The organism is Saccharopolyspora antibiotica, from assembly GCF_047200635.1.
Taxonomy (GTDB): domain Bacteria; phylum Actinomycetota; class Actinomycetes; order Mycobacteriales; family Pseudonocardiaceae; genus Saccharopolyspora_C.
In genome coordinates this window covers 166,050-191,397 of the sequence record NZ_JBJZOI010000008.1, presented here as the reverse complement: position 1 = coordinate 191,397, position 25,348 = coordinate 166,050, and the positions used below count along the sequence as shown (strand labels likewise).

Here is a 25,348-nt window from a genome sequence, read left to right as displayed (position 1 = left end):
GGTTCCTCCGGCGCGACCCCGGCGGAGGTGACGCCCGAGGTCGAGGCGTTCTACGACTACCCGGCGGGGCTGACCCGCCCGTGGCTGCGCACCAACTTCGTCTCCAGCCTGGACGGCGCGGTGAGCGTGCGCGGCAGCTCGCGGGGCCTGTCCTCGCCCGCCGACCAGCGGGTGCTGGGGCTGATCCGGGATCTCTCCGACGTGGTGCTGGTGGGGGCGGGGACCGCGCTCGCCGAGGGCTACCACGGCGTCCAGCGCGGCGAGGTGCGCGCGGAACGCCGCGCCCGGTTCGGGCTGTCCGAGGTGCCACCGATCGCCGTCGTCACGGCGCGCTGCTCGCTGGAGCCGGACTCACCGCTGCTGACCGACACCGTCGTTCCCCCGATCGTGCTCACCTGCGAGGCCGCGCCGGAGGAGCGCCGGATCGCGCTGGCCGACGCGGGCGCGGACGTGATCGTCACCGGTTCGGAGCAGGTGGACCTGGTGGCGGCGCTGGCGGCGCTCGGCGAGCGCGGGTTGTTGCGGGTGGGCTGCGAGGGCGGGCCCGGGTTGTTCGGCGACCTGATCGCCGCCGACCTCGTCGACGAGCTGTGCCTCACCGTGTCCCCGCTGCTGGCGGGTGGCCGCGCGGAGCGCATCGCGCGCGGCCCGGACCCGGCCGGTCCGCGCGGGATGCGGCTGCTGTCGGTGCTGCGGGCGGAGGAATCGCTGCTGCTGCTGCGGTACGGGAGACTCCGGGCGTGACCGGCCGGACCGACAGCGACGCGGACCTGATGGCCGCTGCCCAGCGGGGCGACGGGGTGGCCTTCGACGAGCTGGTGCGCAGGCACACCCGGTCGATGTACCGGGTGGCGTACCGGATCCTGAACGACCAGGTCGAGGCCGAGGACGCCGTGCAGGAGGCCTGGGTCTCGGCCTGGCGCTCGCTGTCGCGCTTCCGCGGCGACTCGGCTCCGACGACCTGGCTGTACCGGGTGGTGTCGAACGCGGCGCTCGGCCAGGTGCGGCGGCGCAAGGACACGGTGGCGCTGGACATCAGCGACGAGTCGCTGAGCCACCTCGTCTCCGATCACGACTCCGGCAACCCCGAGGGGCACGCCGTGCGTTCCGAGGAGGCCGACGCGGTGCACCGCGCCATCGCCACGCTGCACCCGTCCCAGCGCGTCCCGCTGGTGCTGCGGGAGTTCGAGGGACTGTCCTACGAGCAGATCGCCGAGGTGCTGGAGGTGAACGTGGCGGCGTTGCGCTCGCGGCTGCACCGCGCGCGGCTGGCCCTGCTGGCGAAGTTGGAGGAGGTGCACCGTGGGTGAACCTCGCTTCGAGCCGGACCACGAGCTGCCCTGCGGGCACACCGTCGGGGAGCTCGTCGAGCACCTGGCCGGGGACGCTCCCGCGGAGTTCGCCGCGCACGCGCGCGGCTGCCCGCACTGCCGGGCGGCGCTGGCCGACCTCGCGCCCGCGGGCTGGGAGCCGGTGCGGCGCGCGGCCAGGGTCGAGGTCGAGCCGCCAGCGGATCTGGTGTCGCGCGCGCTGCTGACCGTGCGCGGGGCGCGCGAGGCCGGTCCCTCGGCGGAGGTGGCGCAGGAGAACGGCCTGCTGCGGGTGACCCCGCAGGCGGTGCTGGTGCTGGCCCGCCGGATGAGCGCGGAGCTGCTGGCCGACCGCCCCGGACTGCGGTTGCTGGCGTGCACGGGCGACGTGCGGGAGGTGCGGGTCGACGTGGTGGCCGACTACGGCTCGCCAGCCCCTGCGCTCAGCGCTCGGTTGCAGGACGATCTGGGCGGAGCGCTGCGGGGGCACCTCGGCGCGGCGGCACCCTCGGTGTGGGTGCGGATCGCTGACGTCGCGCCGCCGCAGGGCTCGTGATTGGCCCATAATTGTGATGCGCGTCTCATCCGCGCGACGGATCGAGGCAGGCGCGCATCCGATCTTCCGTCCCGCACCTGACGGCCCGCACGAGCGGCCCGGCGTGGGACGACACGAGGATCTTCGCAGGGGAAGGAGCCCTTTCATGGCCCAGACGAGTGGTACCTCCACGCAGAGCACCGAGGCCCAGGGCGGGTCCGGCGCGTCCGCGTCCGGCGGGAGCAAGGGGCTCAGCACGAGCACCAGCACCACCCCGGCGCGGCTCGCCGACGACACCTCCCAGGGCAAGACGACGATCGCGGCCTCGGTCGTGCAGAAGATCGCCGGCATCGCGGCGCGGGAGATCTCCGGCGTGCACGCGATGGGCGGCGGCGTCTCCCGCGCGTTCGGCGCGATCCGGGAGCGCATCCCCGGCGGCGGCACCGGGGGCGGCAACACCTCCGGCGTGCAGGTCGAGGTCGGCGAGAAGCAGGCCGCGATCGACCTGGACATCGTCGTGGAGTACGGCGCGTCCATCGTGGAGCTGGCCCGCGCGGTGCGCCGCAACGTGATCAACGGTGTCGAGCGGATGACCGGCCTGGAAGTCATCGAGGTCAACATCGCGGTCAACGACATCCACCTGCCCTCGGAGGACGACGAGGAGAGCGGCCAGGGTTCCGCTTCGGCCGCGTCCTCCCGGGTGGAGTGATCGCCCGCGTGGTCCCGGAACGCCCCACCGGGACCACGCCCGCGCCGCGCTCGCAGGACCCCTCCGCCGCGGAGGGGCCGGCCCGCTCCCTAAGGACATCGACATGACCGAACCCGCGCCCGGTGACCGCATCCGGGCCGACGTCGAGCCAGCCGAGAGCCTCGCGGACCAGATCGCCGAGGCGGCGCTCGCGCATCCCGCGGTGGTCCGGCTGCACGGCGGCCCGCACGGCACCATCGCCGCGTACCTGCCCGGCCGCCAGGTCACCGGGGTCCGCGCCGGAGCCCCGGGCGAACCGGTGGAGGTCGGGGTGGTGCTGCGGCTGGCCGGGCCGCTGCCGGAGCTGGTGGACGCGGTGCGCACCCGGGTCCTCGACGTGACCGGCCCCGTCCAGGTCGACATCACCGTCGTCGACGTGGTCACCTCCGAGGACGAGGAGGCCCCCGGCGAGGACGAGGCGAGCCGGGGATGACGGGCACGCCGGAGGGCGACGCGCGGGCTCGCCTGCGCGCGTTCGTCCGCGCGCACCACCCGGACGTGGGTGGTGATCCCGAGGCCTTCGCGGCGGGACTCGCCGAGCTGCGGGCCCGCCGCGACGCCGCCCGGTCCTCCCCCGGCCCGCGCCCGAACCGGCCGCGCGACCGCTACGACGCCCCGGTGGTCGTGGTGGCGGGCGGGTTCGGCCGGGTGGTGCGCCGGGTTCGCGCCTGGGGTCGCCGGAAGCTCCGCACCCGAGTGCGGTGATCGTTGAACACCCGACGCACGGTTCACCCAGTCAGGAAGGTTTCTCCCACGATGAACGCAACGCAGACCGGCCTGTTCGGCGGGCTCCTCCTCGGTGTGGCCGCGGCCTGCGGGGGTTTCACCGGTTTCCTCATCGCCCTCGTGCTCGGCGCGATCGGCCTGATCGTCGGCCGGGTGCTGGACGGCGAGCTGGAGATCGGTGACTTCCTGGGCCGGGGCAAGGACCGATGAGCGCCCCCGCCGCCGAGCGGACCGACACCACCCAGCGCGCCGCCGACCCCGACGAGGCCGCCGGGCGCGGTTCGCTGCACATCGACCGCGCGGTGCTGCGCAAGATCGCCGAGCACGCCGCGGACGGCGTCCCCGGCACCACCCGCGCCCCGCGCCGGGTCGTCGGTGTCGGGGTGGGCACCCACGGCTCCAGCGCCCGGCTCACCGGCCCGGACCGCGAACTCCGGGTGCGGCTGGACCTGGCGCTGCGCTACCCCGAGCCGGTGGGGGAAGCGGTGCGCGCCGTGCGCCAGCGGGTCCGCGAGGAACTGGCGCGGCTGGCGGACTGCCGGGTGACCTCGGTGGAGGTCGTCGTCTCCGCCCTGGTGCCCGCCCCGAAACGAGACCGAGTGGAGTGAGCCCGTGCGAGCCCTTGTCCGTGTGATCACCGCCGTGGCGGGGCTGGCAGCCCTGCTCGCGGGGGTGCTGCTGGTGGTGGAGGTCGTCGGCGCCTGGGTCCGCCCCGAGGCCGGCGGGGTGCTGATCCCCTGGTCCTCGGCCGGGCCCTCGGCGCTCGCGGTGACCTGGCAGGACGTGCCCGTGCGACTGGGGGCCGCGATCGCGGCCGCGGTCGGGCTGGTGCTGCTGCTCGCCGCGTCCCGCGCCGGCCGCAGGGAGGTGCGGCTGCTCGACCCGGCCCCGGAGGTCACGGTGACCACCGACCCGCGCTCGCTGGCGCGGCTCGTCGGCCACCAGGTGCGCGCCGAGGACGGGGTGGCCACCGCGTCGGTCACCGCCGACCGGCGCCGGGTGAAGGTGAAGGCCCGCGGCCGGTTCCGCCAGGTCGGTGACCTGCGCGACCGGGTCTCGACGACGGTGTCGGCGGCGATCGGCGAGCTGCCGATGCGCCGCAGGCCGCGGGTGTCGGTGTCGGTCTCGCCCGCGAAGGAGCGCTGATGTCCCAGCAGACCACGACCGCCCCCGCGACCAGCTCGTCGCCCTCGGCGGCCGCCCGCCCGAGCCGGACCCCGGTGGGCCGCTCGCTGGGTTTCGAGCGCGGGCTGCTCACCTTCCTCGGGCTGGTGCTGCTGCTCGCCGGGGCGGCGGCCCTGGTCGTCGGCGCGGGCTGGCTCGGCCGGTTCCGCGCGCAGCGGCCGGTGCTGGATCCGCTGGTGACCGGGTGGCTGGGCGCGCATCGCGAGCTCGGCTTCGCCGCGGCGATCGTCGTCGGGCTCGTGCTGGCGCTGCTCGGGCTGTGGTGGCTGCTGCGGGCGCTGCGCCCGGAGGGCCGCCCGGACCTGCGGCTCGGGGAGTCCGAGAGCTCGGCGACGATCACCTCGGGCGCGCTGACCGAGGCGGTGCGGGCCGACGCGGAGAGCGTCACCGGCGTGACCCGGGCCCGGGTGCGGATGGCCGGCTCCGATCAGCGGCCGAACGTGCGGCTCACCCTGGCGTTGCAGGAGGGCACCAACGTGCGGCAGGTGTGGGACGAGCTGGAGGACAAGGTCCTCTCCCGCGCCCGCGACGCCCTGGGCGTCGAGGCCATGCCGACCGCGATCCGGCTGCAGCTGGACCGCGCCGCCCGCCAGCGCGTGCGCTGACGTCCCGACCGAGGAGGCCGTGGTGGCGTTGACGGTGCGACCACCGGTGAAGCCGATGCTGGCCGGTCCGGTCGAGGGAGTCCCGGAACGCGCGGGGCTGTGCTTCGAGCCGAAGTGGGACGGCTTCCGCTGCCTCGTGTTCGCCGATCCCGGCGGGGCCGAGCCGGTGGTGCTGCAATCCCGCACCGGCAAGCCGCTGAACCGCTACTTCCCGGAGGTGGTCGCGGCCGTCGAGCGGCGGCTCCGGCGGCCGGTGGTGCTGGACGGCGAACTCGTGGTGGTCCGCTCCGACGAGCACGGTCAGCGGCTCGACTGGGACGCCCTCGGCGAGCGGATCCACCCCGCCGCGAGCCGCGTCCGGGAGCTGGCCGAGCGCACCCCGGCCCGGTTCGTCGCCTTCGACCTGCTCGCCCTGGACGAGACCGACTTGCGCGCGGAGCCGTTCGCCGAGCGCCGGAGGCGGCTCGACGCGCTCGGCCTGGGCGGGCCCGAGCTGATCGCCACGCCGATGACCACCGACCGCGGGACCGCTCTGGAGTGGTTCCGGGTGTTCGAGGGCGCGGGTCTCGACGGGGTCATCGGCAAGCACGCCGACGCGCCCTACGCGCCGGGCAAGCGCACGATGCTCAAGATCAAGCACGCGCGCACCGCGGACTGCGTGGTGGCCGGGCTGCGCTGGCACACCGGGACCGAGCCGGGCTCGGCGGTGGGCTCGCTGCTGCTGGGGCTGCACGACGAGCGGGGGGTGCTGCACCACGTCGGCGTGGTGGGCGCGTTCCCCGCCGCGCGGCGCCGGGAGCTCGCCGCCGAGCTGGGGCTGCTGCGCGCCGACGGCGAGCACCCGTGGGTCGGTGAGCGCGCGGCGGACGGGCGCAGGCTGCCCGGGTCGATCAACCGCTGGCGCAGCTCCGAGCAGCCGTGGCAACCGCTGCGTCCCGAGCGCGTCGTGGAAGTCGCCTACGACCACACCGAAGGCGCCGTGCCCTCGCGGTTCCGGCACACCGCGCAGTTCGTGCGCTGGCGGCCGGACCGCGATCCGGGCTCCTGCCGCTACGACCAGCTCGACGAGCCCGCCCGCTACGACCTGGACGCGGTGCTGCGCGGCGAGATCGCGGGCTGAACCCGGGCTACCCGGACCTGGTGGCGCCGATCGAGGCGATCACGACGCAGCAGATGGCCAGCCACTGCACCGGTTCCAGCGCCTCGCGCAGCACGACCAGCCCGGCCAGCGCCGCGACCGCCGGTTCCACGCTCATGAGCACGCCGAACACCCGGGCCGGCATCCGCCGCAGCGCCTCCAGCTCCAGCGAGTAGGGCACCACCGAGGACATCAGCGCGACCACCAGCCCGGCGGCCAGCACCGGTGGGGACAGCAGCTCGGTCCCGGCACCCGAGATCCCGAACGGCAGCGCCATCAGCGCGCCGAACGCGATGCCCAGCGCGAGTCCGCCGCCGCCCCGGGTGCGCTCACCGAGCTTCGCGCCGACGAGGATGTAGGAGGCCCACAGCACGGCGGCGGCCAGCGCGAACCCGACGCCGACCGGGTCCAGCCCGCCCTCCCCGCGGGACAGCAGCAGCACGCCGAGCCCGGCGAGCACCGCCCACACCACGTCCAGCTTGCGGCGGGAGCCGAACACGGCCACGGCCAGCGGACCGAGGAACTCGATGGTCACCGCCACGCCGAGCGGGATCCGGTCGATGGCCTGGTACAGGCACATGTTCATGCCGGCCAGCACCGCGCCGTAGCCGACGACGACGAGCAGCGAGGTCCGGTCCAGGCGCAACGACGGCCGCCAGACCGCCAGCAGCACCAGAGCGGCGAACAGCAGCCGCAGGGTGACCACCCCGGACGCCCCGGCCACGGTGAACAGCTGCTTGGCGAACGCGGCCCCGACCTGGAGGCTGATCACGCCGAGCAGCACCAGCGCGGGCGGCGGTATCGCGCCGAACCCCTTCGCCAGGACGGGCCCCACCTCGCCCCGCCACGAGCCGCCCCGCGCCGACGCACCGTCCATGTGCACCGCGACCACGCCGGTACCTCCCCTTCACGAACCGTCCGCTCCGCCCGGCGCACCGTAGCCGCCCGGGTGGCACCGCCCAACCGGATTGCGATGTTGCCCGCACCGCGCCCCCTCACCTGGGACACACGGAGATCATGCGATGCTCACCGGCAGGACCCGCCCACGCCGAGGGAGCAGTCGTGCCGCGCACCCGCCACCGCACCGGGGCCCTGCTGCTGCTCTCCCTGCTCGTGGCCGGGTGCGCGGCGGGGCCCTCGCAGCGTCCGGCCGTCGCCTACCGGGACGCCCAGCAGCCGGTCGCGCCCGCTCCGGCGCCACCGGGGCCGGCACCGTTGCCGGGGCTCGGGCCGCCCGCGGGCAGCGCGTTGAACTGGGAGGACTGCACCGGGGAGACGCGGGAGGAACTGGCGCTGCCCGCGCGGGGTCCCTCGTTCTCCTGCTCGCAGCTGCTGACCACCCTGGACTCCCCGGAGGCACCGGCGGAGGGCACCACCCGCGCCGCGCTGCTGAGCACCGGCACCGGCGGCGTCCCGCTGGTGGTGCTGGGCGACATCCGCGGCGAACCGGGGACCTCGGTCGCGGCCCGGCTGGCCCTGGAACTGCCGCCGGAGGTGCTGAGCACCTTCCGGATCATCGGGATGGATCGGCGCGGCACCGGCCAGTCCGACCCGGCCGACTGCGTCCCGCCACCGCTGCGCGAGAGCATCGCGGGCTTCGACCCGCTGGCCACCGACCGGATGTCGATGGACCGGCTGCTGACCGCGGTGCGCGTCTCCAGCCAGGAGTGCCTGCTGGACCTCGACGACCGGTTGCAGGCCTACGACTCGTGGCGCGCCGCCGCTGACCTGGAGGAGCTGCGGCTGGAGCTGGACGTGCCGAAGCTGCACGCGATCGGGCGCGGCGAGGCGTCGCGGGTGCTGACCACCTACGCGCAGCGCTACCCCGGTTCGGTGGGGCGGATGGTGCTCGACGGCGGGCCCGATCCGCAGCTCGACGCCCTCGCCGAGGGGAAGGCCCAGGCGCAGGGCGCGGAGCAGACCTTCGACGTGTTCGCGGCCGACTGCGCGCGGCGCGGCTGCCCGCTGGGGCCGGACCCCCGGGGCGCGGTGCTGGACCTGGTGCGCCGCACCGCGGACGCCTCGATGCCCGCGGCGAACGGCCCGGTCGGCGGAGGCACGGTGGTGCGGGTGCTGCTGGCCGGGCTCGGTGATCCGGAGCGCTGGCCGGAGCTGGCCTCGGCCCTGGCGGCGGCGCGCTCCGGCGACGCCGCGCCGGTCAGCGCGCTGGCGGCGCCCCTGGTCCGCGACCGCGGAACCGATCCCGCCCAGCTCGACGGGGACCTGATCACCAGCTGCAACGACACCCGGTTGCGGTTGCCCGCGGAGCGGTTGGTGCACGTGGCGGCCGAGTGGGTGGCGGAGCATCCCGTGTTCGGCGGTGTGTTCGCGCAGCGCCTCGCGTGGTGCGCGCAGTGGCCGGAACCGCAGGAGGACCTGCCGCCTCCCTCGGCGCCCGGACTGCCGCCGATCCCGGTGGTGGCGACGGCGAACGACCCGCTGGCGCCGGAACGCGGCAGCGCGCACCTGGCCGAGCAGCTGCCCACCGGGATCGCGCTGACCTGGCAGGGCACCGGGCACGGCGCGATCGGCCGCTCGGACTGCATCACCGAGGCGGCCACCCGCTTCCTGGTGGAGGGCACGACTCCGCCGCGCGGCACGGCCTGCCCGGCGTGATCACGTGATCGTTCGCCCGCCGGCGGTCGCCCGCCCGGCGCCACCGGGGGATCTCGGGGGCCTCCTCGGCGCGGGCGCCGCGCAGCGGGCGGTGCCGCGGGGAGAAGGCCCCTGAGGTTCACCCGTCGCCGCCGAACGTGGCGGGCGACAGCTCACGAACAGCCGGAGCAGCAACCGCAGGAGGGGCCGCTGCAACTGGAGCAGCAACTGCACCCGCCGGCCTGCGGGGCGGACTCGTGCTCGGTGCGAACCATTTCGGATCTCCTCACGTGACGTGAATTCCGGCGGCTCCGAGCCTGCGCGTCCGGAGCACCGGGTGACACCGCCGGGCGAGGGACCGGGCGTCCGCCGTCCTGCTGAACAGCGCACATGCACTCATCGCTATGCGTTACCGGATCTCAGCGCGACCGCCGGGCGCCCCGGTTCACCCCTCCGGGGGTCAGCCGAGTTCGAGCATCCGGTGGGCGGCGGCGGCGTCCGTGACGAGGCCGTGCACCAGGCCGGAGCGCACCGCGGCGAGCATCGCGTGGACCTTCGTGCTGCCGCCGCCGACCGCGATGACCTCGGGGATCTTCCGCAGGAGCTCGGTCGGGATGGCGATCCGGCGGTCCTCGAGCCCGCTGACCACGTCGCCGTCGTCGTTGAGCAGCGTCCCGCAGACCTCGGCGCGCACACCCCTGCCGAGCAGCGCGCGCTGCTCCTGGCCCTGCAGGGAGTCGTGCAGCTGCGAATCGGGCGGGTCCCAGCTGCCGACCCCGACCACGGCGCGGGTGACCCTCCGGTGCAGTTCGAGCGCGCGGGCGATCCCGGGCTGGCTGCGCAGGCCGCGGGCCGTGGCGGCGTCCGCGACCACGAACGGCGCGTAGATCGGGCTCGCGGGACCACCGTTGACGGCGCACACCTGCCGCACCAGCTCGACGGTGTTCTCCGAGACGGTGCCCGCGACCCCGGTCAGCTGGACGACCGGGCAGGTCGCGAGCCGGTCCAGCGCGGCCGGGATGGCGCCCAGCGTGCGACCCCAGGCGATGCCGAGGCAGTCGTCCTCGGTGACGACGTCCGCGAGCAGGTCGGCGGCGGCCCGCCCGAGCTGCGCCCGGCGCGCCTCGAGGTCGTCGGCGGTGACCACCGCGAGCGCGCGCTTGAGGCCGAACCGCTGGCGGAGCAGGTTGGAGAGCTCGGCGTCCACCCCGGACGGGAGCTCGACGGTGATGCGCACGATCCCCTCGGCGCAGGCCGCGTCGAGCAGCCGTGCGACCTGGAACCGCGAGAGCGCGAGCTCGTCGGCGATCTGGGACTTGGTCCGCTTCTCCAGGTAGTGCTTCCTGGCGACGAGCGCGGCGAGCACTTGACGCTCCGGCCCCACGTGTCCTCCCCGAGCTGGGCCCGCTCATATGAGCGGGTGGTGTTGACCGATGAGCGGTGTGGGCCGGAAGGTTATCACCTCAACGACATCGAGGTCGGACGCGCGAGGAGAGCAGTGCACGGCAAGGGGCCAGGGCCCGCTGATCGCGGCGGGCTCGTGCGGCAGGAACGAATCGGCACCACCGGACGAGATCGCCCGGCCCCCACGCGCGTCCCGGCTCGCGAGCACCCGGCCGATCGCCGGGCCGCGCGGTCGTCGGCCCCCCGCGTCCCCCGCTTCGCCCGTGCGGGAGATCGCACGAGGCCGGAGCCCGTGGTCCGCTGGGCATCGGCGGTCGTGGGCGATCCCTGAAGCGGAGACGTCGCCCGCTCCGGCGGCACGAGTCGATCGATCATGAAATGGAACAGTTGGAGGCAAAGGTGCCGGAACCACTACCCACCCGAATGCAGGCCGTCGTCGTCCACGGCCCCGAGGACTACCGCCTCGAGGAGGTGGCCGTCCCCGAACCCGCCCCGGGTGAGCTGCTGATCGAGGTCGAGGCGGTCGGCGTCTGCGCCAGCGACCTGAAGTGCTACCACGGCGCCCCGAAGTTCTGGGGCGACGAGAACCGGCCGGCCTGGGCGCAGCGCGGCGTCATCCCCGGGCACGAGTTCGTCGGCGTCGTCGTCTCCGGCGACCAGGAGGCCTTCGACCACCACAAGGTCCAGGTCGGCGACCGGATCGCCTGCGAGCAGATCGTCCCCTGCGAGGAGTGCCGCTACTGCCGGCGCGGCGAGTACTGGATGTGCGGCCCGCACGACATGTTCGGCTTCCGCAACTACAACGGCGCGATGGCCCAGTACACGCTGGTCCCGAAGAAGGCGCGGGCGCACAAGGTCTCGCACGACCTGAAGCCGCACCACGCCGCCTACGCCGAGCCGCTGTCCTGCGCGCTGCACGCGGTGGAGCGGGCCGGGATCAAGTTCGGCGACGTGGTGGTCGTCGCGGGCTGCGGCCCCATCGGGCTGGGCCTGATCGCCGGGGCGCGGCAGAAGAACCCGATGACCCTGGTCGCGCTCGACCTCGACGACAACAAGTTGGAGCTCGGGCGCCGCTGCGGTGCCGACGTGACGCTCAACCCCGCGAAGGATGACGTCGTCGCCAAGGTCGCGGAGCTGACCGAGGGCTACGGCGCCGACGTCTACCTGGAGGGCACCGGCGCGACCGCCGCGGTCGGGCAGGGGCTGAACCTGCTGCGCAAGCTGGGGACCTACGTCGAGTACTCGGTCTTCGGCTCGGACGTGACGGTCGACTGGTCGATCATCTCCGACGACAAGGAGCTCAACGTCCTCGGTGCGCACCTCGGGCCGCACTGCTGGCCGGCGGCGATCAGGCTGCTGGAGCAGGGGAAGATCCCGGTCGACGACATCTGCACGCACCAGCTGGGGTTGAAGGACTTCCAGCAAGCCTTGGACCTGGTCGCCGACACCTCGGGTGCTTCGGTCAAGGTCTCCATCCTGCCCAACGCGTGAACGCGGAGAACGACATGAGCAACGCCGCCACAGCCGATCCGCACCGGGAGACGTTCCTCGACCGGATCGGCATTCCGCACTCGCTGCGCTGGGGATTCGTGGCCGTGCTGATCTTCATGACCGGCAACGGCACCGAGACCAACTTCATCTCCCCGCACATCGAGACGGTGCTGGGCAGTCCCGCCACCACCGTCAGCACGATCATCTCGATGTACGGCGTGTCCGTGCTGGTCGGCAGCTACCTCTCCGGGGTGCTGGCCGACCTGTGGGGGCCGCGCCGCGTGATGCAGCTCGGCGTCGTCGTGTGGGTCGTGTTCGAGCTGCTGTTCCTGGCCAGCCTGGCCCTGGGCAGCCTGCCGCTGGTGTTCCTGACCTACTTCCTGCGCGGCTTCGGCTATCCGCTGTTCGCGTTCGCGTTCCTGGTCTGGGTCAACGTCGTCACCCCGGTGGAGCGCAACGGCAAGGCCGTCGGCTGGTTCTACGTGATGTTCACCGGTGGTCTGCCGACGCTGGGCTCGCTGTACGCGCTGGGCATGATCCCCGCCTTCGGCGGCGGCACGGGCGGTGAGACCGGGGCGATGGTGGCCTCCATCGCGCTCGTGGTGATCGGTTTCCTGGTCGCGCAGTTCGCCGTCCGGGACCCGCGCGGGGACCGCCGCGTCGCCGCGGCCGAGCTGTCGACCGGCGAGGTGCTCACCGCGGGCGTGCGGCTGACCGCGCGTCGGCCGAAGATCCTGATGGGCTTCCTCGTCCGGCTGATCAACACCGCGCCGCAGTACGGCATGTTCATCATCCTGCCGACGGTGATCGCCGACGAGCTCGGCTGGGGCCAGTCCCGCTGGTTGATCATGACCACGCTGGTCTACGCCTCGAACATCCTGCTCAACGCCGTCTTCGGCGCGATCGGCGACCAGTGGGGCTGGCGCCGCACGGTGCAGTGGTTCGGCGTGTTCGGCTCCGCCGTCGGGCTGCTCGCCTGGTGGTACGTGGCGCACCTGGTGCCCGCGGGCTCGACGTGGGGCTTCTGGGCGGCGACCGCCGCGGGCTGCCTGTTCGGCGCGCTGCTGGCCGGGTTCGTGCCGATGGGCGCGATCATGCCCGCGCTCGCTCCGGAGCAGAAGGGCGCCGCGATGGCCATGTACACCACGGCGGCCGGTGGGGCGGCCTTCCTCGGCGCGGCGGTGCCCGCGATCGTGCTGTCGATCGGGCTCGGCAACGTCGGCGTGGTCTGGGCGTTCGTCCTGCTCTACGCCGCGGCTTTCGTCATGGTCTCCTACCTCAAGGTGCCGGAGGACGAGAAGCGGGGGGCCGCCGTGCCCGCCGCGGCCGTCTGACGACAACGCCGGTAGCACCGGGCAGGGCCGCGTCGCGGTCCTGCCCGGTTCGCTTTCCGGGGTCAGGCCTCGGACTCCCCGCTCGACGCCTCCAGGGACGCCTTGCGCGAGCGGGTCGGCTCCCCCGGCATCTTCGGGTGGTCCGGCGGGTAGGGCAGCTCGCCGAGCCCGCGGTCGCGGCGGTCCCGCTCGAACCACTCCAGCGCCGCGTCGAGCTCGTGCGCCACCGCGTCGAGCTCCCGGTGCGGATCCCCGCTCCCGGCCAGCAGGTCCGGGACGGTGGCCAGGTCGAAGTCCTCCGGTTCGACCTCCGGAAGCTGCTCCCAGGTCAGCGGCATCGACACCGTGGCGCGAGGGGTGCCGCGCAGCGACCAGGCGGAGGCGACCGTGCGGTCCCGCGCGGCCTGGTTGAAGTCCAGGAACACCCGCTGCCCGCGCTCCTCCTTCCACCAGTCGACGGTGGCCAGGCTCGGGATCCGGCGCTGCACCTCCCGGGCCAGCGCGATCACCGCGCGCCGGACCTCGATGAAGTCCCAGCGCGGCGCGATCCGCACCAGCACGTGCACGCCGCGTCCCCCGGAGGTCTTCGGGAAGCCGGTCAGCCCCGCCTCCGCCAGCACCTCGCGCAGCACCCCGGCCACCCGCGCGGCCTCCGCGTAACCGGTGCCGGGCTGCGGGTCCAGGTCGATGCGCAGCTCGTCGGGGTGCTCGACGTCGGCCGAGCGCACCGGCCAGGGGTGGAAGTCGAGGGTGCCCAGCCCCGCCGCCCAGACCAGCACGGCGGGCTCGGTGGGCAGCACGCTCCCGGCGGTCCGGCCGGACGGGAAGGTCACCCGCACCGAGCGCACCCACTCCGGGGCGCCCTTCGGCACCCGCTTCGCGTAGAACGGCTCGCCGGTGACGCCGCCGGGGAAGCGCTTCAGCGTCGTGGGCCGGTCCCCGATCGCCCGCAGCAGCGGCTCGGCGACGGCGAGGTAGTAGCGCGCCACCTGGAGCTTGGTGAACCCCCGCTCCGGGAAGTAGATCTTGTCGGGGTGGGACAGGCGCACGGTCCTGCCCGCGACGTCGAGTTCCAGCGCTGATGCGGCCACCTGAGCAGCGTAGGGAGCCCGCGAGCGGGACGCGCGGGTTCACGCGGACCGGTCACGGCGGACTGCCTCGGGGAGCCCGCGTCGGGCTACCGTGAGCGCATGGCGCCAGCAGGCCACGACGAGGACCCGGACGCCCCGCGCGACGCCCGGGGCAGGTTCGCCGACGACCTGATCGGCCTGGACCCGCACGACCCGGAGGCGCAGGCGTTCGCCGAACACCTGGAGCGGATCGAGCGCCCCAACTCGAAGGCCACCGTGGAGGGAATGCTCAGCGGGGTGGAGGACTTCGCCAGCGGCGCCAACCGCGCCCAGGGGCACCGCCGGGTGGTGGTCGTGCTGGTGGTGCTGCTGATCCTGCTCGGCGTGCTGGTCACGGTGTGGAACGCCGTGGGCTTCGTGTTCGGCACCTTCTCGCCGTGACCGGGCGGGCGGCACCTGATCTTCACCGGAAGGGTTAGCGTGGACGCATGGAACCCGTTGCTGGCACCTCCCCGAAGGTCGCGAAGTCCGAGCAGGAATGGCGGGAGCAGCTCAGCCCGCAGGAGTACGCGGTGCTGCGGCAGGCCGCGACGGAACCGGCCTGGAGCGGCGAGTACGTCGACACCACCAGCGCCGGGATCTACGAGTGCCGGGCCTGCGGGGCGGAGCTGTTCCGCAGCGGCACGAAGTTCGAGTCGCACTGCGGCTGGCCCTCGTTCTACGACCCGCGCGACTCCGAGGCGGTGCTGCTGCGCGAGGACCGCTCGCTGGGCATGGCCCGGATCGAGGTGCTGTGCGCCTCCTGCCAGAGCCACCTCGGGCACGTCTTCGAGGGCGAGGGCTACGCCACGCCCACCGACCAGCGCTACTGCATCAACTCGATCGCCCTGCGCCACGTGCCGGAGGCCTGAGCCCCGTCACCCGAAGGCGGGCATCAGGTGCTCGGCGATGAGCCGCAGCTGATCGGCCGCGCCCGGCACGCCGGGCAGGTCGAACCCGGCCAGGGCGCGCACCAGCTCGGCGTCGGTGACGGCGAGGACCAGGTGGTTGACGCCGGTGCCCGCGATGTCCCGCTCGATCCGCTCCCGGCACTCGGCCGGGGTACCGGCGATGGACAGCCGCCGCGCCAGCTCGGGCGGGGTCAGCTCGTAGGCGCGGGCGAGGTCGCCGGCGCCGACCGCGGCGACGATCTCGGTGAGCTCGGCGGGATCGACCCCGTTGCGGCGCAGCTGCTCGGCGGGCATCGCGGAGGCGTAGAGCCCGACGACGGCGCGCGCCGCGCGGCGGGCCGCTTCCCCGTCCGGGCCGACCGAGAACACCACCCAGGCCCCGATGTCCAGCTCCTGCCAGTCGCGCCCGGCCCGCTCCGCCCCGGCGCGCACGTGCGAGACCAGGTAGTCGTAGGCCTCGCGCCGGTAGCTCAGCGCGTGGTGCACGCCGTCGGCGATCTCCCCGGCGGTCTCGAAGGACTTCGGCCCGCGCATCGCGCCCAGCAGCACCGGCAGCCGCCGCTGCACCGGCCGCGCCGCGGTGAACAGCCCGTCGTAGCGGTGGAACTCGCCCTCGAAGGTGATCGCGCCCTCGTCCAGGAAGGTGCGGATCACGTGGTGGGCCTCCCGCACCCGGGACAGCGGCCGGGTGCGCGCCCAGTCGATCCCGTACTGGGCGAGCAGCCCGAAGTTCCCGCTGGAGATCACGACTTCGGCGCGGCCGCCGCTGAGCTCGTCCAGCGTGGCGGCGGCCTGCGCGATGAGCGTCGGCTCCCGCAGCGTCACCGGCGAGAGGTTCGGCCCGAGCCGGATCCGCCGGGTGCTCCCGGCCGCGGCGCCGAACAGCGTCCACAGGTCCTTGTGCCAGGTCTCGTCGGCGGCGTAGGCGGCGTGGAACCCGAGCTCGTCGGCCAGGCGGATCGTGGCCAGCGACTCCCGCACCGGCAGGTCCGGGAGCATGACGTAGCTGAACCGCATCGGCTTGCCCTCCCACGACGACCCCCGCGGTGCGGCGCGCGCCGCACCGGCCTCGTCCCCGCACGGCCGCGCGGGGACGAGGGCCCCGATCAGTGTGCTCGTCCTGGCGGTACGGCGGACCCGCCGGACGGGTGCACCCGTCCGGCTCGGGGAGTGCCACGGTCGTGGATCATGTGAAACGGTTCAGCCGAGCCGGTGCCGGATCGAGCACCGGCGCGGTTCGAGAGGAGGTGCCGTGCCCGTCGACGACGTGCTCCGCTCGCTGCGGCGCTGGCCGAGGCTCCCCGAGCGGGCCGACGCGGGGACGGTGGCGGACCGGCTCGCCGAGGCGATCGCGCTCGGGCTGCTGCCGGACGGTGAACCGCTGCCCGGCGCCGCGGCGCTCAGCGCCCTGCTCGGCTGCCCCGAGGACGCGGCGCGGGAGGCCCTGGGCAGGCTGGGGCGGGACGGGCTCGCGGTCGGGTCGGCGGCGGGCTCGCTGACCCGGCGACCGGCGGATCCGCTGCTGGTGGCCGGGGTCGCGCGGCTGCGGGAGTTCGGCACGCACGAGCTGCGGGAGATCTCCGACCAGCACTCGGCGATCGCGGGCGCGGCCGCGCTGCTGGCCGCGGAGCGCGCCACCACCGCCGAACTGGCCGCGCTGCGCTCGCTGGCGGCCGAGTTCGCCGCGGCCGGTGAGGCGGCGGAGCGGCGCAGGCTGGACGGCAGGCTGCACATCGAGATCGCCGCGGCCGCGCAGTCCTCCCGCCTCACCCGGCAGGAGATCGCGCTGCAGGCCGAGACCGGTCCGCTGCGCTGGCTGCCGTTCGCCGAGGCGATCCCGCACCGGGAGGAGGCCGAGCAGCACCGCGCGATCCTCGCCGCGATCGGCGCCCGCGACGGCGCCCGCGCCCGCGCGCTGGCCGAGCACCACGTGCGGGCCGGGGTGCGGCGGCTGGTCGAGTTCCGGATGTGGTCGCGCCCCCGGCGGTGCGTGCGGTGAGCGCGGCCGGGCGGGCGGCCGCCGCGCACCTGTGCGGCCTGCTGGACGAGCTGTTCGGGTGGTGCGCCGAGCTGGGCTCCCGGCTGCGGACCGCGCACGCGGCAGCGGCGGCGCTGACCACCGAGGAGCTCTCCGAGCTCTGGCAACCGATCTTCGACCGGCTGGACGCGGAGCCGGGCCTGGTGGCGGGCACCGGCGTGATCCTCGCCGACGACGTGCTCGGCGACCGGGCGCACTGGCTGGAGTGGTGGCAGCACCGGCCCGGGGACACGCCCCGGTTCTTGCAGGTGGACCACGATCCGGACAGCGTCGGGTTCTACGACTACGCGGCGGCGCCGTGGTTCACCGAGCCCCGCCGCTCCGGACTGGCCGTGGCGGTGGGGCCGTACGTGGACTTCGCCGGCACCGACGAGTACCTGGTGACCCTCTCGGTGCCGGTGCGCTCCGGGGACCGGTTCCTCGGCGTGGCCGCGGCCGACCTGCGCACCGGGGAGTTCGAGCGCGCGCTGCTGGCCCACGTCGGCCCCGGGGATCCGCCCGCGGCGCTGATCAACCAGGCGAACCGGGTGGTCGCGTCGAACACCCCGCTGCGCCTGCCCGGGGCGCTGGTGACCGAGGGCCCGCTGGCCACCGCCCCCGGCCACCCGGTGTTCGCCGCCCGGCGCACCACCGGCCTGCCCTGGCGCCTCGTCGAGGAACCGGAGTGATCAGGGGAGGCGGGGCAGCAGCTCCGCCGGGGCGACCCGCTTGCCGGTGAAGAACGGGGTCTCCTCGCGGACGTGCCTGCGGGCCTCGGTGTAGCGCATCTTCCACATCAGGTCGACGATGCGGTGCAGTTCCGGCGCCTCGAAGGCGAGGATCCACTCGTAGTCGCCGAGACCGAACGACGCCACGGTGTTCGCCCGCACGTCCGGGTAGTCCCGCGCCGCCATCCCGTGATCGCGGAGCATGGTCCTGCGCTCCTCGTCCGGCAGCAGGTACCAGTCGTGGGACCGCACGAACGGGTAGACGCAGAGGAAGTCGCCCGGTTCCTCGCCCGCGAGGAAGGCCGGCACGTGGCTCTTGTTGAACTCGGCGGGCCGGTGCATCGCGACGTTGCTCCACACCGGGTCCGAGGCCTCGCCCAGGCCGGTCCCGCGCCGGAACCCGGCGTAGGCCTCCTGCAGCGCCTCGATCCGCTCGGCGTGCCACCAGATCATGAAGTCGGCGTCGGAGCGCATGCCCGCGAGGTCGTAGACGCCGCGCACCTCCACGCCGGATTCGGCCAGGCCGTCCAGGTACTCCTGGGTCGCCTGCGCCGTCTTCTCCCGGTCTTCGGGCAGCGCGCCCGGTTCGACCTGGAAGACCGACCACATCGTGTAGCGGATCGTGCTGTTGAGTTCGGAGTAGTTCAACCGCGCCATGCCCTCATCGTCCCACCGGAGCCGGGTCAGCTCGCCGACAGGTGGCGGGTGACCTCGCTCGCGGCGGCCTCTCCGCTCGCCGCGCACGCGGGCACTCCCACGCCGTGCAGCGCCGCGCCGGCCAGCGCGAGCCCGCCGATCCCGGCGACGGCGCGCTCCAGCTCGGCGATCCGCTCCGGGTGGCCGGGACCGTACTGCGGCAGCCCACCGCCCCAGCGCAGCACCGCCGAGTCGACCGGCGCCGCCTCGATGCCGGTGAGCTCGCGCAGGTCGTCGAGCACCAGGCGCAGCAGCTCGGCGTCGGTGCGCCGCAGCAGCTCGTCCTGACCGGTGCGGCCCACGGAGCCGCGCAGCAGCGGCTCCCCGCCGACACCGGTCAGGTGCGGCCACTTGCGGCTCGTGTAGGTGAAGGCCTTCGCCGTGAACGGGGTGCCGTCGGCGTGCGCCTCGCCGCGCGCGATGAGCGTGCCGGAGGCGTCGGGCAGCTCGGTGCCGGGCGGCAGCGCGATGCCGAGCACGGCCATCGACGCCAGCTCCACCTCGCCGAGCAGCCGCGACGCCGTCGGCGCCACGTCGGCGAGCAGCTTTCGCGCGGCGGGGGCCGGGACGGCCAGCACGACGGCGTCGGCGACGAGCTCCTCCGGGGCGGGCGCGGAGCCGATCTCCAGCCGCCAGCCGGCGCCGTCGCGGCGCAGGGCGCGCACCGGAAGCCCGAGCCGCTGCCGCCCCCCGGCCGAGTCCACCAGCGCGCGCACCAGGACGTCGTAACCGCCGCGGAAGGCGCCGAACACCGGCCGCGGCCGGCCGTCCGGCGCGGGGGCGGGCAGCGCCGCCCCGGCCGCCTCGGTGATCGTGGTGGCACCCGCGTCGAGCGCGGCGGCCAGCGCGGGCATCGTGGCGCGCAACCCGAGCCCGTCCGCGCTGCCCGCGTAGACCCCGCCGAGCAGCGGTTCCACCAGGCGGTCCACCACCTCGTCACCCACCCGCGAGCGCAGCAGCCCGCCGACCGAGGCATCCGCGCCGGCCAGGCGCAGCGGCGGCAGCTCGGCCTCGGCGCGCACCGCCGCGACTCCGGCCGGGGAGAGCACGCCCGCCACGGACTCGGCGCTCGCGGGCACGCCCATCGCGGTGCCGCCGGGAAGCCGGTGCAGCTCGCCCCCGGCGCGCACCCGCGCGGCCGCCGGAGCGGGGTGCACCACCTCGTCCGCGAGCCCGAGCTCAGCGGCCAGCCGCAGCACCTCGGGGCGCCGGGCCAGGAACGCCTCCGCGCCCAGGTCCAGGCGGGTGCCGGCCAGCGGGGCGGAGCGCAGCTTGCCGCCGAGCCGGTCGGTCCGCTCGACGAGCACGATCTCCGCGTCCGGGCCCAGCTCCCGCCGCAACCGGTGCGCGGCGACCAGCCCGCTGATGCCGCCGCCGACGACGGCGACGCGGGTCAAGACCGGGCGCTTTCGGCGTGCACCTGCCGCACGACCTCGGTGAGCACGCCGGGATCGGTCGTGGGCAGCACCCCGTGCCCGAGGTTGAACACGTGCCCGTCGGCGGTGCGGCCCTCGGCGAGGATGCGCCGCACCTCGCCGCGCACCGCGTCCTGCCCGGCGAACAGCACGGCCGGGTCGAGGTTGCCCTGCACGACGGCGGGACGCTCCGGGTCGGCGGCCCGCAGCCGCCGCGCCGCCTCGTCCAGCGGTACCCGCCAGTCCACGCCGACCACGTCGGCGCCCGCGGAGCGCATCGCCCCGAGCAGCTCGCCGGTGCCCACGCCGAAGTGGATCTTCGGCACCCGCGGGGCCGCCGCGGCGACGCCCTCGAAGATGCGGGTGCTGTGCGGCAGCACGAACTCGCGGTAGTCCCGCAGCGAGAGCGCTCCCGCCCAGGAGTCGAACAGCTGCACCGCGTCCACCCCGGCGGCGAGCTGGGCCCGCAGGAAGGTCAGCGTCGTCTCCGCCAGCTTCTCCAGCAGCGCGTGCCAGGTGGCCGGATCGGAGTGCATCAGCGCCTTGGTGCGCTCGTGGTTGCGGCTCGGCCCGCCCTCCACGAGGTAGGAGGCGAGGGTGAAGGGCGCCCCGGCGAAGCCGATCAGCGGCGTCTCCCCCAGCTCGGCGAGCAGCAGCCGGACCGCCTCGGCGACGGGCTCGACCTGCTCGGCGTGCAACCTCGGCAGCGCGGCCACGGCGGCGGCGTCGCGCACCGGTTCGGCCACGACCGGCCCGGTCCCGGCGACGATGTCCAGTCCGATGCCCGCCGCGTACAGCGGCAGCACGATGTCGCTGAACAGGATCGCCGCGTCCACCCCGTGCCTGCGCACCGGCTGCGCGGTGATCTCGCGGACGAGGTCGGGGGTGAGGCAGGCCTGCAGCATCGGCGTGCCCTCGCGCACCGCGCGGTACTCCGGCAGCGAGCGCCCGGCCTGGCGCATGAACCAGACCGGGGTGTGCCGGGGCGTGCCGCCGCGGGCGGCCACCAGCAGCGGGGCGTCGTCGAGGTCCCGGCGAGCCGAGACCGGAGCGGGTGGGGTCATCGGAGGCACTTCCGTACTCGGTCGGTGCGGTGGGGGTCGCGACCCGACCGGGGCGAACGCCGGCCGAACCACCGCGGCTCAGGCCGACGGCCCTGCTAGTTCGAGCCGTCCGGACATCTTCGCAGACGCGCGGAGCGCCGGGCGCGCGGGCAAGATCACGATCGGTCCCGGCACCCGGCGTGGCTCCGACACCGCGCCGATCCGGCCGCCTACAGTCCCGAGCCGTGACGGAGATGGCGGCGGTGCCCGAGAAGTTCCGGCAGGCAGTGGCTGCGTTGGCCGCACCCGCTCCGCGCCCCGAGATCGACGTGACCGAGGTCCGCCCGCCGAAGCGGCTGGCGCCCTGGGCGTACGCGGTGGCGGCCGAGGCGAACGGCCCGGCGGGTGAGCTCGCGACGGCCCGGCTCGTGCTGCTGCACGATCCCGAGCGCCCGGCGGCGTGGGCGGGCGCGCTGCGGCTGGTGGTCTACCTCCGCGCCGAGCTCGACCCGGAGCTGGCGTCCGATCCCCTGCTGCCCGCCGTCGGCTGGTCCTGGCTGACCGATGCGCTGGAGGAGGCGGGCGCGGACGCGGAGGTGCTGGGCGGGACGGTGACGCTGACGTCGTCGGCCCGATTCGGCGACATCGCGGGCCCGCCGCGCACTCACGACCTGGAGCTGCGCGGCTCGTGGACCCCCCGCGAGGACGGCCTGGAGGCGCACTCCGTGGCCTTCCACCAGCTGATGTCCAGCGCCGCGGGCCTGCCCCCGGAGGGGGTCGCGCTGCTCGACCGGCGGGCGGCGGCGCGCGAGGACGCTTGAGAGTCGATCTTTAACGATCGGGATACCCCTCACGAAGGGTCAAATCCCAGGCGCAACAGGTTGCCTCCGCAACCTCCTCACGATGAGCAATTGTGTTTAGTCGTGCGAACACGCCATGGCGTTACGCCGAACCCCAAGACCCACCCAATTGAGTGACAAAAACGAACCGCTCTGCCAACTCGATCGGGATAGATACCCGATTGATCGTCCCGCTGATCCGCTTGGGCGGTTACGCTGCCCCCGACGACACCACTTTCGGTCGATCAGTGGCGCGGCTGATTGGTCGAGAGTCCCGGTGCCGGTCGGGGGGCACGACCGACTCCAGGGAGGTAGTGACGTGGCTGCCGTCGGCTTAGGTCAGGCCGCTCGAACCACGCCCGCCGGCGCATTGCCGGCCAACATGGTCCCGCACCCGCGGGAAGAGCTGTTCACGGTGCTCGTGGTGGACGATCATCCGCTGCTCCGGGAGGCCATCGCCGCCCGGTTGCTGCAGATGGGCGCCGGCACGGTGCACGAGGCCGCATCCATGGCCGAGGCCAGGGCTCGCGCTCTGGCCACCGGTCCGTGCGACCTCGCGATCCTCGATCTCGGACTCCCCGACGGGACCGGCATCGACCTGGTTACGGAACTCCGCACCCAGGGCTGGCCGCGAATCGTGGTGCTCGCTTCGTCCGACGACCCCTACGCGGTCCGGGCCGCCTTCCAGGCAGGCGCTCAGGCGTACCTGCTGAAGTCGGCCTCGCCGATGGTCGTCACCGACGGGGTGCGCCGCGTTCTCGACGGCGGCGTGTATGCCGATCCCAGCGTGGCTCCGGTGCTCGCTGCGGGCACCCGGGTCCCGGGAACCGACAACACGCCCCGGGAACTGTCCGGGCGCGAGGTCGAGGTGCTGCAACTGGTGGCCGACGGCCGATCCAACAAGGAGATCGGGGAGGCCCTCAACCTCTCCGCTCTCACGGTGAAGAGTCACCTGTCGCGGATCGGCCGCAAGTTGGGCACCGGAGACCGGGCGCAGATGGTCGCCCTGGCCATGCGGGCCGGGGTGATCAGATGACCGGGTAGATTCTGATCGGGTGAATCGAGGTCCCACCGCGATCGTCGGGTCCGGTCGGGCACGGCGACCTCGGGCTGGTCGCACCCGCGGGCGGACCGCAACACGTAAGGTCTGATATCCGTGGAAGCTGCTTGCCCCGAGTCCGTCGAGCCCGACCGTCCCGAGCCGGTGCTGCTCACCGAGCCCGCTGACGGCGTTCCGCCGGTAGTGGAGACTCCCGAAGCACTGGAGACCGCCGCGTCCGCGCTTGCCGCGGGCAGCGGTCCGGTCGCGGTGGACACCGAACGCGCGTCCGGATACCGGTACTCCCAACGCGCCTACCTGGTGCAGTTGCGCCGGGAGGGCGCCGGGACCGTGCTGGTCGATCCGATCGCGCTGGGCGGCGCGCTGGCGCCGCTCGCGACGGCGCTGGACGGCACCGAATGGGTGCTGCACGCCGCCTCGCAAGACCTGCCGTGCCTGGCCGAGCTCGGCCTGCACCCCCAGCGGTTGTTCGACACCGAGCTGGCCGGACGGCTAGCCGGGTTCGAGCGCGTCTCGCTGGGCACCCTCGTCGAGCGGATGCTCGGTTACCGGTTGGAGAAGGGCCACAGCGCCGCCGACTGGTCGCGTCGGCCGCTGCCCGACGACTGGCTGGTCTACGCCGCCCTCGACGTGGAACTGCTGATCGACCTGCGCGCCCGGATGCACGAGGAGCTGGCCCGGCAGGGCAAGCTCGACTGGGCGTGGCAGGAGTTCGAGGCGGTCCGCACCGCCGAACCTCCCCGCCCGCGCGCCGAGCCGTGGCGGCGCACCTCCGGGATCCACCGGGTGCGCAGCGCCCGGCAGCTCGCCGCGATCCGCTCGCTGTGGGAGGTGCGGGATCGCGTCGCCGCCGAGCGCGACATCGCCCCGGGCCGGGTGCTGCCGGACTCCGCGTTGGTGCAGGCCGCGCAGAGCGACCCGAAGTCCGAATCCGAGCTGACCGCGCTGCCGGTGTTCGGCGGCAGGCAGCAGCGCCGCCGGGCCTCGACCTGGCTGGGCGCGCTGCGCGCCGCGCGCAAGCTCTCCGGCGAGGAGCTGCCCGCCGTCTCGCCGCCGCAGGAAGGGCCGCCTTCGCCGAACCGCTGGGCCGATCGGGACCCGGCCGCCGCCGCCCGGCTGGCCGCGGCGAGGAGCGCGATGTCGGCGATCGCCGAGGAGCACTCGCTGCCCATCGAGAACCTGCTGCTGCCGGACCTGCTGCGGCGACTGTGCTGGACGCCGCCGGAGGACCTCGACGTCGAATCGGTGGCCGCCCGGCTGCGGGAGCGGGGCGCGCGCGAGTGGCAGGTCGAGCTGACCGCCGCGCCGCTGAGCACCGCGCTCCAGGCGGAACCGGGACGTCCGAGCTGACCGGACCGCCGCCCCGATCACCGCACCGGGCCGGTTCCCGGAGCGGTGTCGGGGCGGCGGCGTTCCACCAGGACGGTGTCCTGCCAGCGCCCGCGCAGCACGCCGATCCGCTCCCGGACGCCGACGGTGCGGAAACCCGCGGCGCGGTGCAGGGCCAGGCAGGCCCGGTTCTCCGGGAAGATCACCGATTGCAGGGTCCAGAGCCCGGTGCGATCGGCGGCGCGGACCAGCCCGCCCAGCAGCGCCCGCCCCACCCCGCGGCCGCGGGCGGCGGAGCCGACGTAGATCGAGACCTCGGCGACGCCCGCGTAGCACGGTCGCGCCGAGACCGGGGTGAGCGCGGCCCACCCGGTCACCTCGCCGTCGAGTTCGGCGACCAGGCGGTGGCCGGGCGCCCACCTGCTCGCCAGCACGTCCTCGCCGGGAACGTCGGTCTCGAAGGTCGCGGCTCCGGTGGCGATCCCCTCCGCGTAGATGCGCCGCACCTCGTCCCAGTCACCGGGGCCGAGCGCCCGCACGAGCGGTTCCGCGCGGGCGGGCGGGGCGGCCACCGCCTGCCCGGTCAGCCCGAGCAGCAGGTCGGGGACCTGCCAGGGTCCCGCGAGCAGCGCGGTGTTCACCTCCACCGCGGTGCTGGTGCCCTCCTCGCGCAGCACGACCAGGTCGGCGTCGGCGAGCTTGCGCAGGTGGTGGGAGCAGGTGGACTGGCCGATGCCGAGCCGCCGCGCCAGCACCCCCACCGGGCTCGGCCCGGCGACCGAGGCGGCGTGCAGCAGCCGGACGCGGGTCGGATCGGCGAGGCAGCCGAAGAACGCGGCGGCGCGCTCCGCTTCCTCGGCGGGCAGCGCGGGGTCGGTCATGGCTCCACTATCGCCGGTCCTCGCGGATCTTCGCCGGAGCGGTCGCCCAGCGGGCGCGCGGCCCTCGGATGCGTAGGCTGGCCGCCGCTCCCCCGGCGCTCCGCCCCGCTGGCGGGGCTGTGAGCGAACAGACATCGGGGCGGCAGCCCGCACCCAGTGGTTACCGGCGGGTAATAAGCGCTAGAGTTGCCGTTACCGACCAGTAGTGGCGGGGCCGGCCTTCGCGGAAGGCGGACCGATCGCCGCTCG

At 74.6% G+C, this 25,348-nt stretch carries 29 protein-coding genes; 21 read left to right on the top strand and 8 right to left on the bottom strand.

Annotated elements, in window-relative coordinates; all coding sequences use genetic code 11:
• Positions 1 to 27 precede the first annotated feature (27 nt).
• From ACL03H_RS08800 to ACL03H_RS08750, 11 genes are all read left to right on the top strand, one after another.
• Positions 28 to 744, top strand: a complete 717-nt coding sequence (locus tag ACL03H_RS08800; protein ID WP_412810622.1) for a pyrimidine reductase family protein — start codon at positions 28 to 30, stop codon at positions 742 to 744.
• Positions 741 to 1,310 (top strand): RNA polymerase sigma factor, encoded by a 570-nt coding sequence (locus tag ACL03H_RS08795; RefSeq protein ID WP_412810621.1) that lies wholly within the window; start codon positions 741 to 743, stop codon positions 1,308 to 1,310. Before ACL03H_RS08800 ends, ACL03H_RS08795 begins: the two co-directional genes overlap by 4 nt.
• A complete protein-coding gene (locus ACL03H_RS08790; protein WP_412810620.1) occupies positions 1,303 to 1,866 on the top strand; it encodes a hypothetical protein in 564 nt (187 codons plus the stop codon). The genes ACL03H_RS08795 and ACL03H_RS08790 overlap by 8 nt, the downstream gene beginning before the upstream one ends.
• Positions 1,867 to 2,011: 145 nt before the next feature.
• On the top strand, positions 2,012 to 2,554 hold the full coding sequence (locus ACL03H_RS08785) for an Asp23/Gls24 family envelope stress response protein (RefSeq protein ID WP_412810619.1): 543 nt from the start codon (positions 2,012 to 2,014) through the stop codon (positions 2,552 to 2,554).
• Positions 2,555 to 2,657: 103 nt separating this feature from the next.
• Positions 2,658 to 3,026 carry a hypothetical protein gene (locus ACL03H_RS08780; RefSeq protein ID WP_412810618.1) on the top strand — a complete coding sequence of 123 codons (369 nt, stop codon included), beginning with the start codon at positions 2,658 to 2,660 and terminating at the stop codon, positions 3,024 to 3,026.
• Positions 3,023 to 3,298 (top strand): hypothetical protein, encoded by a 276-nt coding sequence (locus ACL03H_RS08775; RefSeq protein ID WP_412810617.1) that lies wholly within the window; start codon positions 3,023 to 3,025, stop codon positions 3,296 to 3,298. The genes ACL03H_RS08780 and ACL03H_RS08775 overlap by 4 nt, the downstream gene beginning before the upstream one ends.
• A gap of 51 nt (positions 3,299 to 3,349) precedes the next feature.
• A complete protein-coding gene (locus tag ACL03H_RS08770) occupies positions 3,350 to 3,529 on the top strand; it encodes a hypothetical protein (protein ID WP_412810616.1) in 180 nt (59 codons plus the stop codon).
• Positions 3,526 to 3,927, top strand: coding sequence for an Asp23/Gls24 family envelope stress response protein (locus tag ACL03H_RS08765; protein ID WP_412810615.1), 402 nt, complete (start codon positions 3,526 to 3,528; stop codon positions 3,925 to 3,927). The genes ACL03H_RS08770 and ACL03H_RS08765 overlap by 4 nt, the downstream gene beginning before the upstream one ends.
• Before the next feature lie 4 nt (positions 3,928 to 3,931).
• Entirely contained in the window at positions 3,932 to 4,465 is a 534-nt protein-coding gene (locus ACL03H_RS08760) for a DUF6286 domain-containing protein (RefSeq protein ID WP_412810614.1), read from the top strand.
• Complete coding sequence (gene amaP, locus ACL03H_RS08755) at positions 4,465 to 5,109, top strand: alkaline shock response membrane anchor protein AmaP (RefSeq protein WP_412810613.1); 645 nt, start codon at positions 4,465 to 4,467, stop codon at positions 5,107 to 5,109. The genes ACL03H_RS08760 and amaP overlap by 1 nt, the downstream gene beginning before the upstream one ends.
• A 22-nt stretch (positions 5,110 to 5,131) precedes the next feature.
• Positions 5,132 to 6,229, top strand: a complete 1,098-nt coding sequence (locus tag ACL03H_RS08750; RefSeq protein ID WP_412810612.1) for an ATP-dependent DNA ligase — start codon at positions 5,132 to 5,134, stop codon at positions 6,227 to 6,229.
• Positions 6,230 to 6,236: 7 nt separating this feature from the next.
• Here the strand turns inward: ACL03H_RS08750 and ACL03H_RS08745 are convergent, their stop codons facing one another.
• Positions 6,237 to 7,139, bottom strand: a complete 903-nt coding sequence (locus ACL03H_RS08745; RefSeq protein ID WP_412810611.1) for an EamA family transporter — start codon at positions 7,137 to 7,139, stop codon at positions 6,237 to 6,239.
• A gap of 170 nt (positions 7,140 to 7,309) precedes the next feature.
• On the opposite strand from ACL03H_RS08745, the gene ACL03H_RS08740 reads away from it, so the two are divergent.
• Positions 7,310 to 8,863 carry an alpha/beta fold hydrolase gene (locus tag ACL03H_RS08740; RefSeq protein WP_412810610.1) on the top strand — a complete coding sequence of 518 codons (1,554 nt, stop codon included), beginning with the start codon at positions 7,310 to 7,312 and terminating at the stop codon, positions 8,861 to 8,863.
• 439 nt (positions 8,864 to 9,302) lie between these two features.
• Here the strand turns inward: ACL03H_RS08740 and ACL03H_RS08735 are convergent, their stop codons facing one another.
• Complete coding sequence (locus tag ACL03H_RS08735; protein ID WP_412810609.1) at positions 9,303 to 10,226, bottom strand: sugar-binding transcriptional regulator; 924 nt, start codon at positions 10,224 to 10,226, stop codon at positions 9,303 to 9,305.
• Positions 10,227 to 10,645: 419 nt separating this feature from the next.
• On the opposite strand from ACL03H_RS08735, the gene ACL03H_RS08730 reads away from it, so the two are divergent.
• Both ACL03H_RS08730 and ACL03H_RS08725 read left to right on the top strand, forming a co-directional pair.
• A complete protein-coding gene (locus ACL03H_RS08730) occupies positions 10,646 to 11,737 on the top strand; it encodes an alcohol dehydrogenase catalytic domain-containing protein (protein ID WP_412810608.1) in 1,092 nt (363 codons plus the stop codon).
• 14 nt (positions 11,738 to 11,751) lie between these two features.
• Positions 11,752 to 13,071, top strand: coding sequence for an RbtT/DalT/CsbX family MFS transporter (locus ACL03H_RS08725; protein WP_412810607.1), 1,320 nt, complete (start codon positions 11,752 to 11,754; stop codon positions 13,069 to 13,071).
• Positions 13,072 to 13,133: 62 nt separating this feature from the next.
• Here ACL03H_RS08725 and ligD read toward each other — a convergent pair whose 3' ends face one another.
• The gene (gene ligD / locus ACL03H_RS08720; RefSeq protein ID WP_412810606.1) at positions 13,134 to 14,162 is read right to left on the bottom strand and encodes a non-homologous end-joining DNA ligase; all 1,029 of its coding nucleotides are present in this window, start codon (positions 14,160 to 14,162) and stop codon (positions 13,134 to 13,136) included.
• A gap of 99 nt (positions 14,163 to 14,261) precedes the next feature.
• Here ligD and ACL03H_RS08715 point away from each other — a divergent pair, with 99 nt between their 5' ends.
• A complete protein-coding gene (locus tag ACL03H_RS08715; protein WP_412810605.1) occupies positions 14,262 to 14,582 on the top strand; it encodes a hypothetical protein in 321 nt (106 codons plus the stop codon).
• Between the two features lie 47 nt (positions 14,583 to 14,629).
• Entirely contained in the window at positions 14,630 to 15,052 is a 423-nt protein-coding gene (msrB, locus tag ACL03H_RS08710; protein WP_412810604.1) for a peptide-methionine (R)-S-oxide reductase MsrB, read from the top strand.
• Positions 15,053 to 15,058: 6 nt separating this feature from the next.
• On the opposite strand, the gene ACL03H_RS08705 is transcribed toward msrB, so the two are convergent.
• Positions 15,059 to 16,108 (bottom strand): LLM class flavin-dependent oxidoreductase, encoded by a 1,050-nt coding sequence (locus tag ACL03H_RS08705; RefSeq protein ID WP_412810603.1) that lies wholly within the window; start codon positions 16,106 to 16,108, stop codon positions 15,059 to 15,061.
• Positions 16,109 to 16,343: 235 nt separating this feature from the next.
• On the opposite strand from ACL03H_RS08705, the gene ACL03H_RS08700 reads away from it, so the two are divergent.
• Together ACL03H_RS08700 and ACL03H_RS08695 are read left to right on the top strand one after the other, a co-directional pair.
• Positions 16,344 to 17,090: a FadR/GntR family transcriptional regulator gene (locus ACL03H_RS08700; protein ID WP_412810602.1), complete on the top strand. Its 747-nt coding sequence runs from the start codon at positions 16,344 to 16,346 to the stop codon at positions 17,088 to 17,090.
• Positions 17,087 to 17,797, top strand: a complete 711-nt coding sequence (locus ACL03H_RS08695; RefSeq protein WP_412810601.1) for a PDC sensor domain-containing protein — start codon at positions 17,087 to 17,089, stop codon at positions 17,795 to 17,797. The genes ACL03H_RS08700 and ACL03H_RS08695 overlap by 4 nt, the downstream gene beginning before the upstream one ends.
• On the opposite strand, the gene hemQ is transcribed toward ACL03H_RS08695, so the two are convergent.
• Genes hemQ through hemE form a run of 3 tightly spaced genes read right to left on the bottom strand, consistent with a single transcriptional unit; the run spans position 17,798 to position 21,011 of the window.
• A complete protein-coding gene (hemQ, locus tag ACL03H_RS08690; RefSeq protein WP_412810600.1) occupies positions 17,798 to 18,493 on the bottom strand; it encodes a hydrogen peroxide-dependent heme synthase in 696 nt (231 codons plus the stop codon).
• A 26-nt stretch (positions 18,494 to 18,519) separates the two neighbouring features.
• Entirely contained in the window at positions 18,520 to 19,929 is a 1,410-nt protein-coding gene (hemG, locus tag ACL03H_RS08685; RefSeq protein WP_412810599.1) for a protoporphyrinogen oxidase, read from the bottom strand.
• Positions 19,926 to 21,011, bottom strand: coding sequence for a uroporphyrinogen decarboxylase (gene hemE / locus ACL03H_RS08680; protein WP_412810598.1), 1,086 nt, complete (start codon positions 21,009 to 21,011; stop codon positions 19,926 to 19,928). Before hemE ends, hemG begins: the two co-directional genes overlap by 4 nt.
• Positions 21,012 to 21,235: 224 nt before the next feature.
• Here hemE and ACL03H_RS08675 point away from each other — a divergent pair, with 224 nt between their 5' ends.
• The 3 genes from ACL03H_RS08675 to ACL03H_RS08665 all read left to right on the top strand — a co-directional run bounded on the left by ACL03H_RS08675 (position 21,236) and on the right by ACL03H_RS08665 (position 24,239).
• Positions 21,236 to 21,811, top strand: a complete 576-nt coding sequence (locus ACL03H_RS08675; RefSeq protein WP_412810597.1) for a DUF3000 domain-containing protein — start codon at positions 21,236 to 21,238, stop codon at positions 21,809 to 21,811.
• Positions 21,812 to 22,148: 337 nt separating this feature from the next.
• The gene (locus ACL03H_RS08670) at positions 22,149 to 22,865 is read left to right on the top strand and encodes a response regulator (protein ID WP_037304891.1); all 717 of its coding nucleotides are present in this window, start codon (positions 22,149 to 22,151) and stop codon (positions 22,863 to 22,865) included.
• A gap of 120 nt (positions 22,866 to 22,985) precedes the next feature.
• Positions 22,986 to 24,239 carry an HRDC domain-containing protein gene (locus ACL03H_RS08665; RefSeq protein ID WP_412810596.1) on the top strand — a complete coding sequence of 418 codons (1,254 nt, stop codon included), beginning with the start codon at positions 22,986 to 22,988 and terminating at the stop codon, positions 24,237 to 24,239.
• 17 nt (positions 24,240 to 24,256) lie between these two features.
• Here the strand turns inward: ACL03H_RS08665 and ACL03H_RS08660 are convergent, their stop codons facing one another.
• Positions 24,257 to 25,099 (bottom strand): helix-turn-helix domain-containing GNAT family N-acetyltransferase, encoded by an 843-nt coding sequence (locus ACL03H_RS08660; RefSeq protein ID WP_412810595.1) that lies wholly within the window; start codon positions 25,097 to 25,099, stop codon positions 24,257 to 24,259.
• Positions 25,100 to 25,348 lie beyond the last annotated feature (249 nt).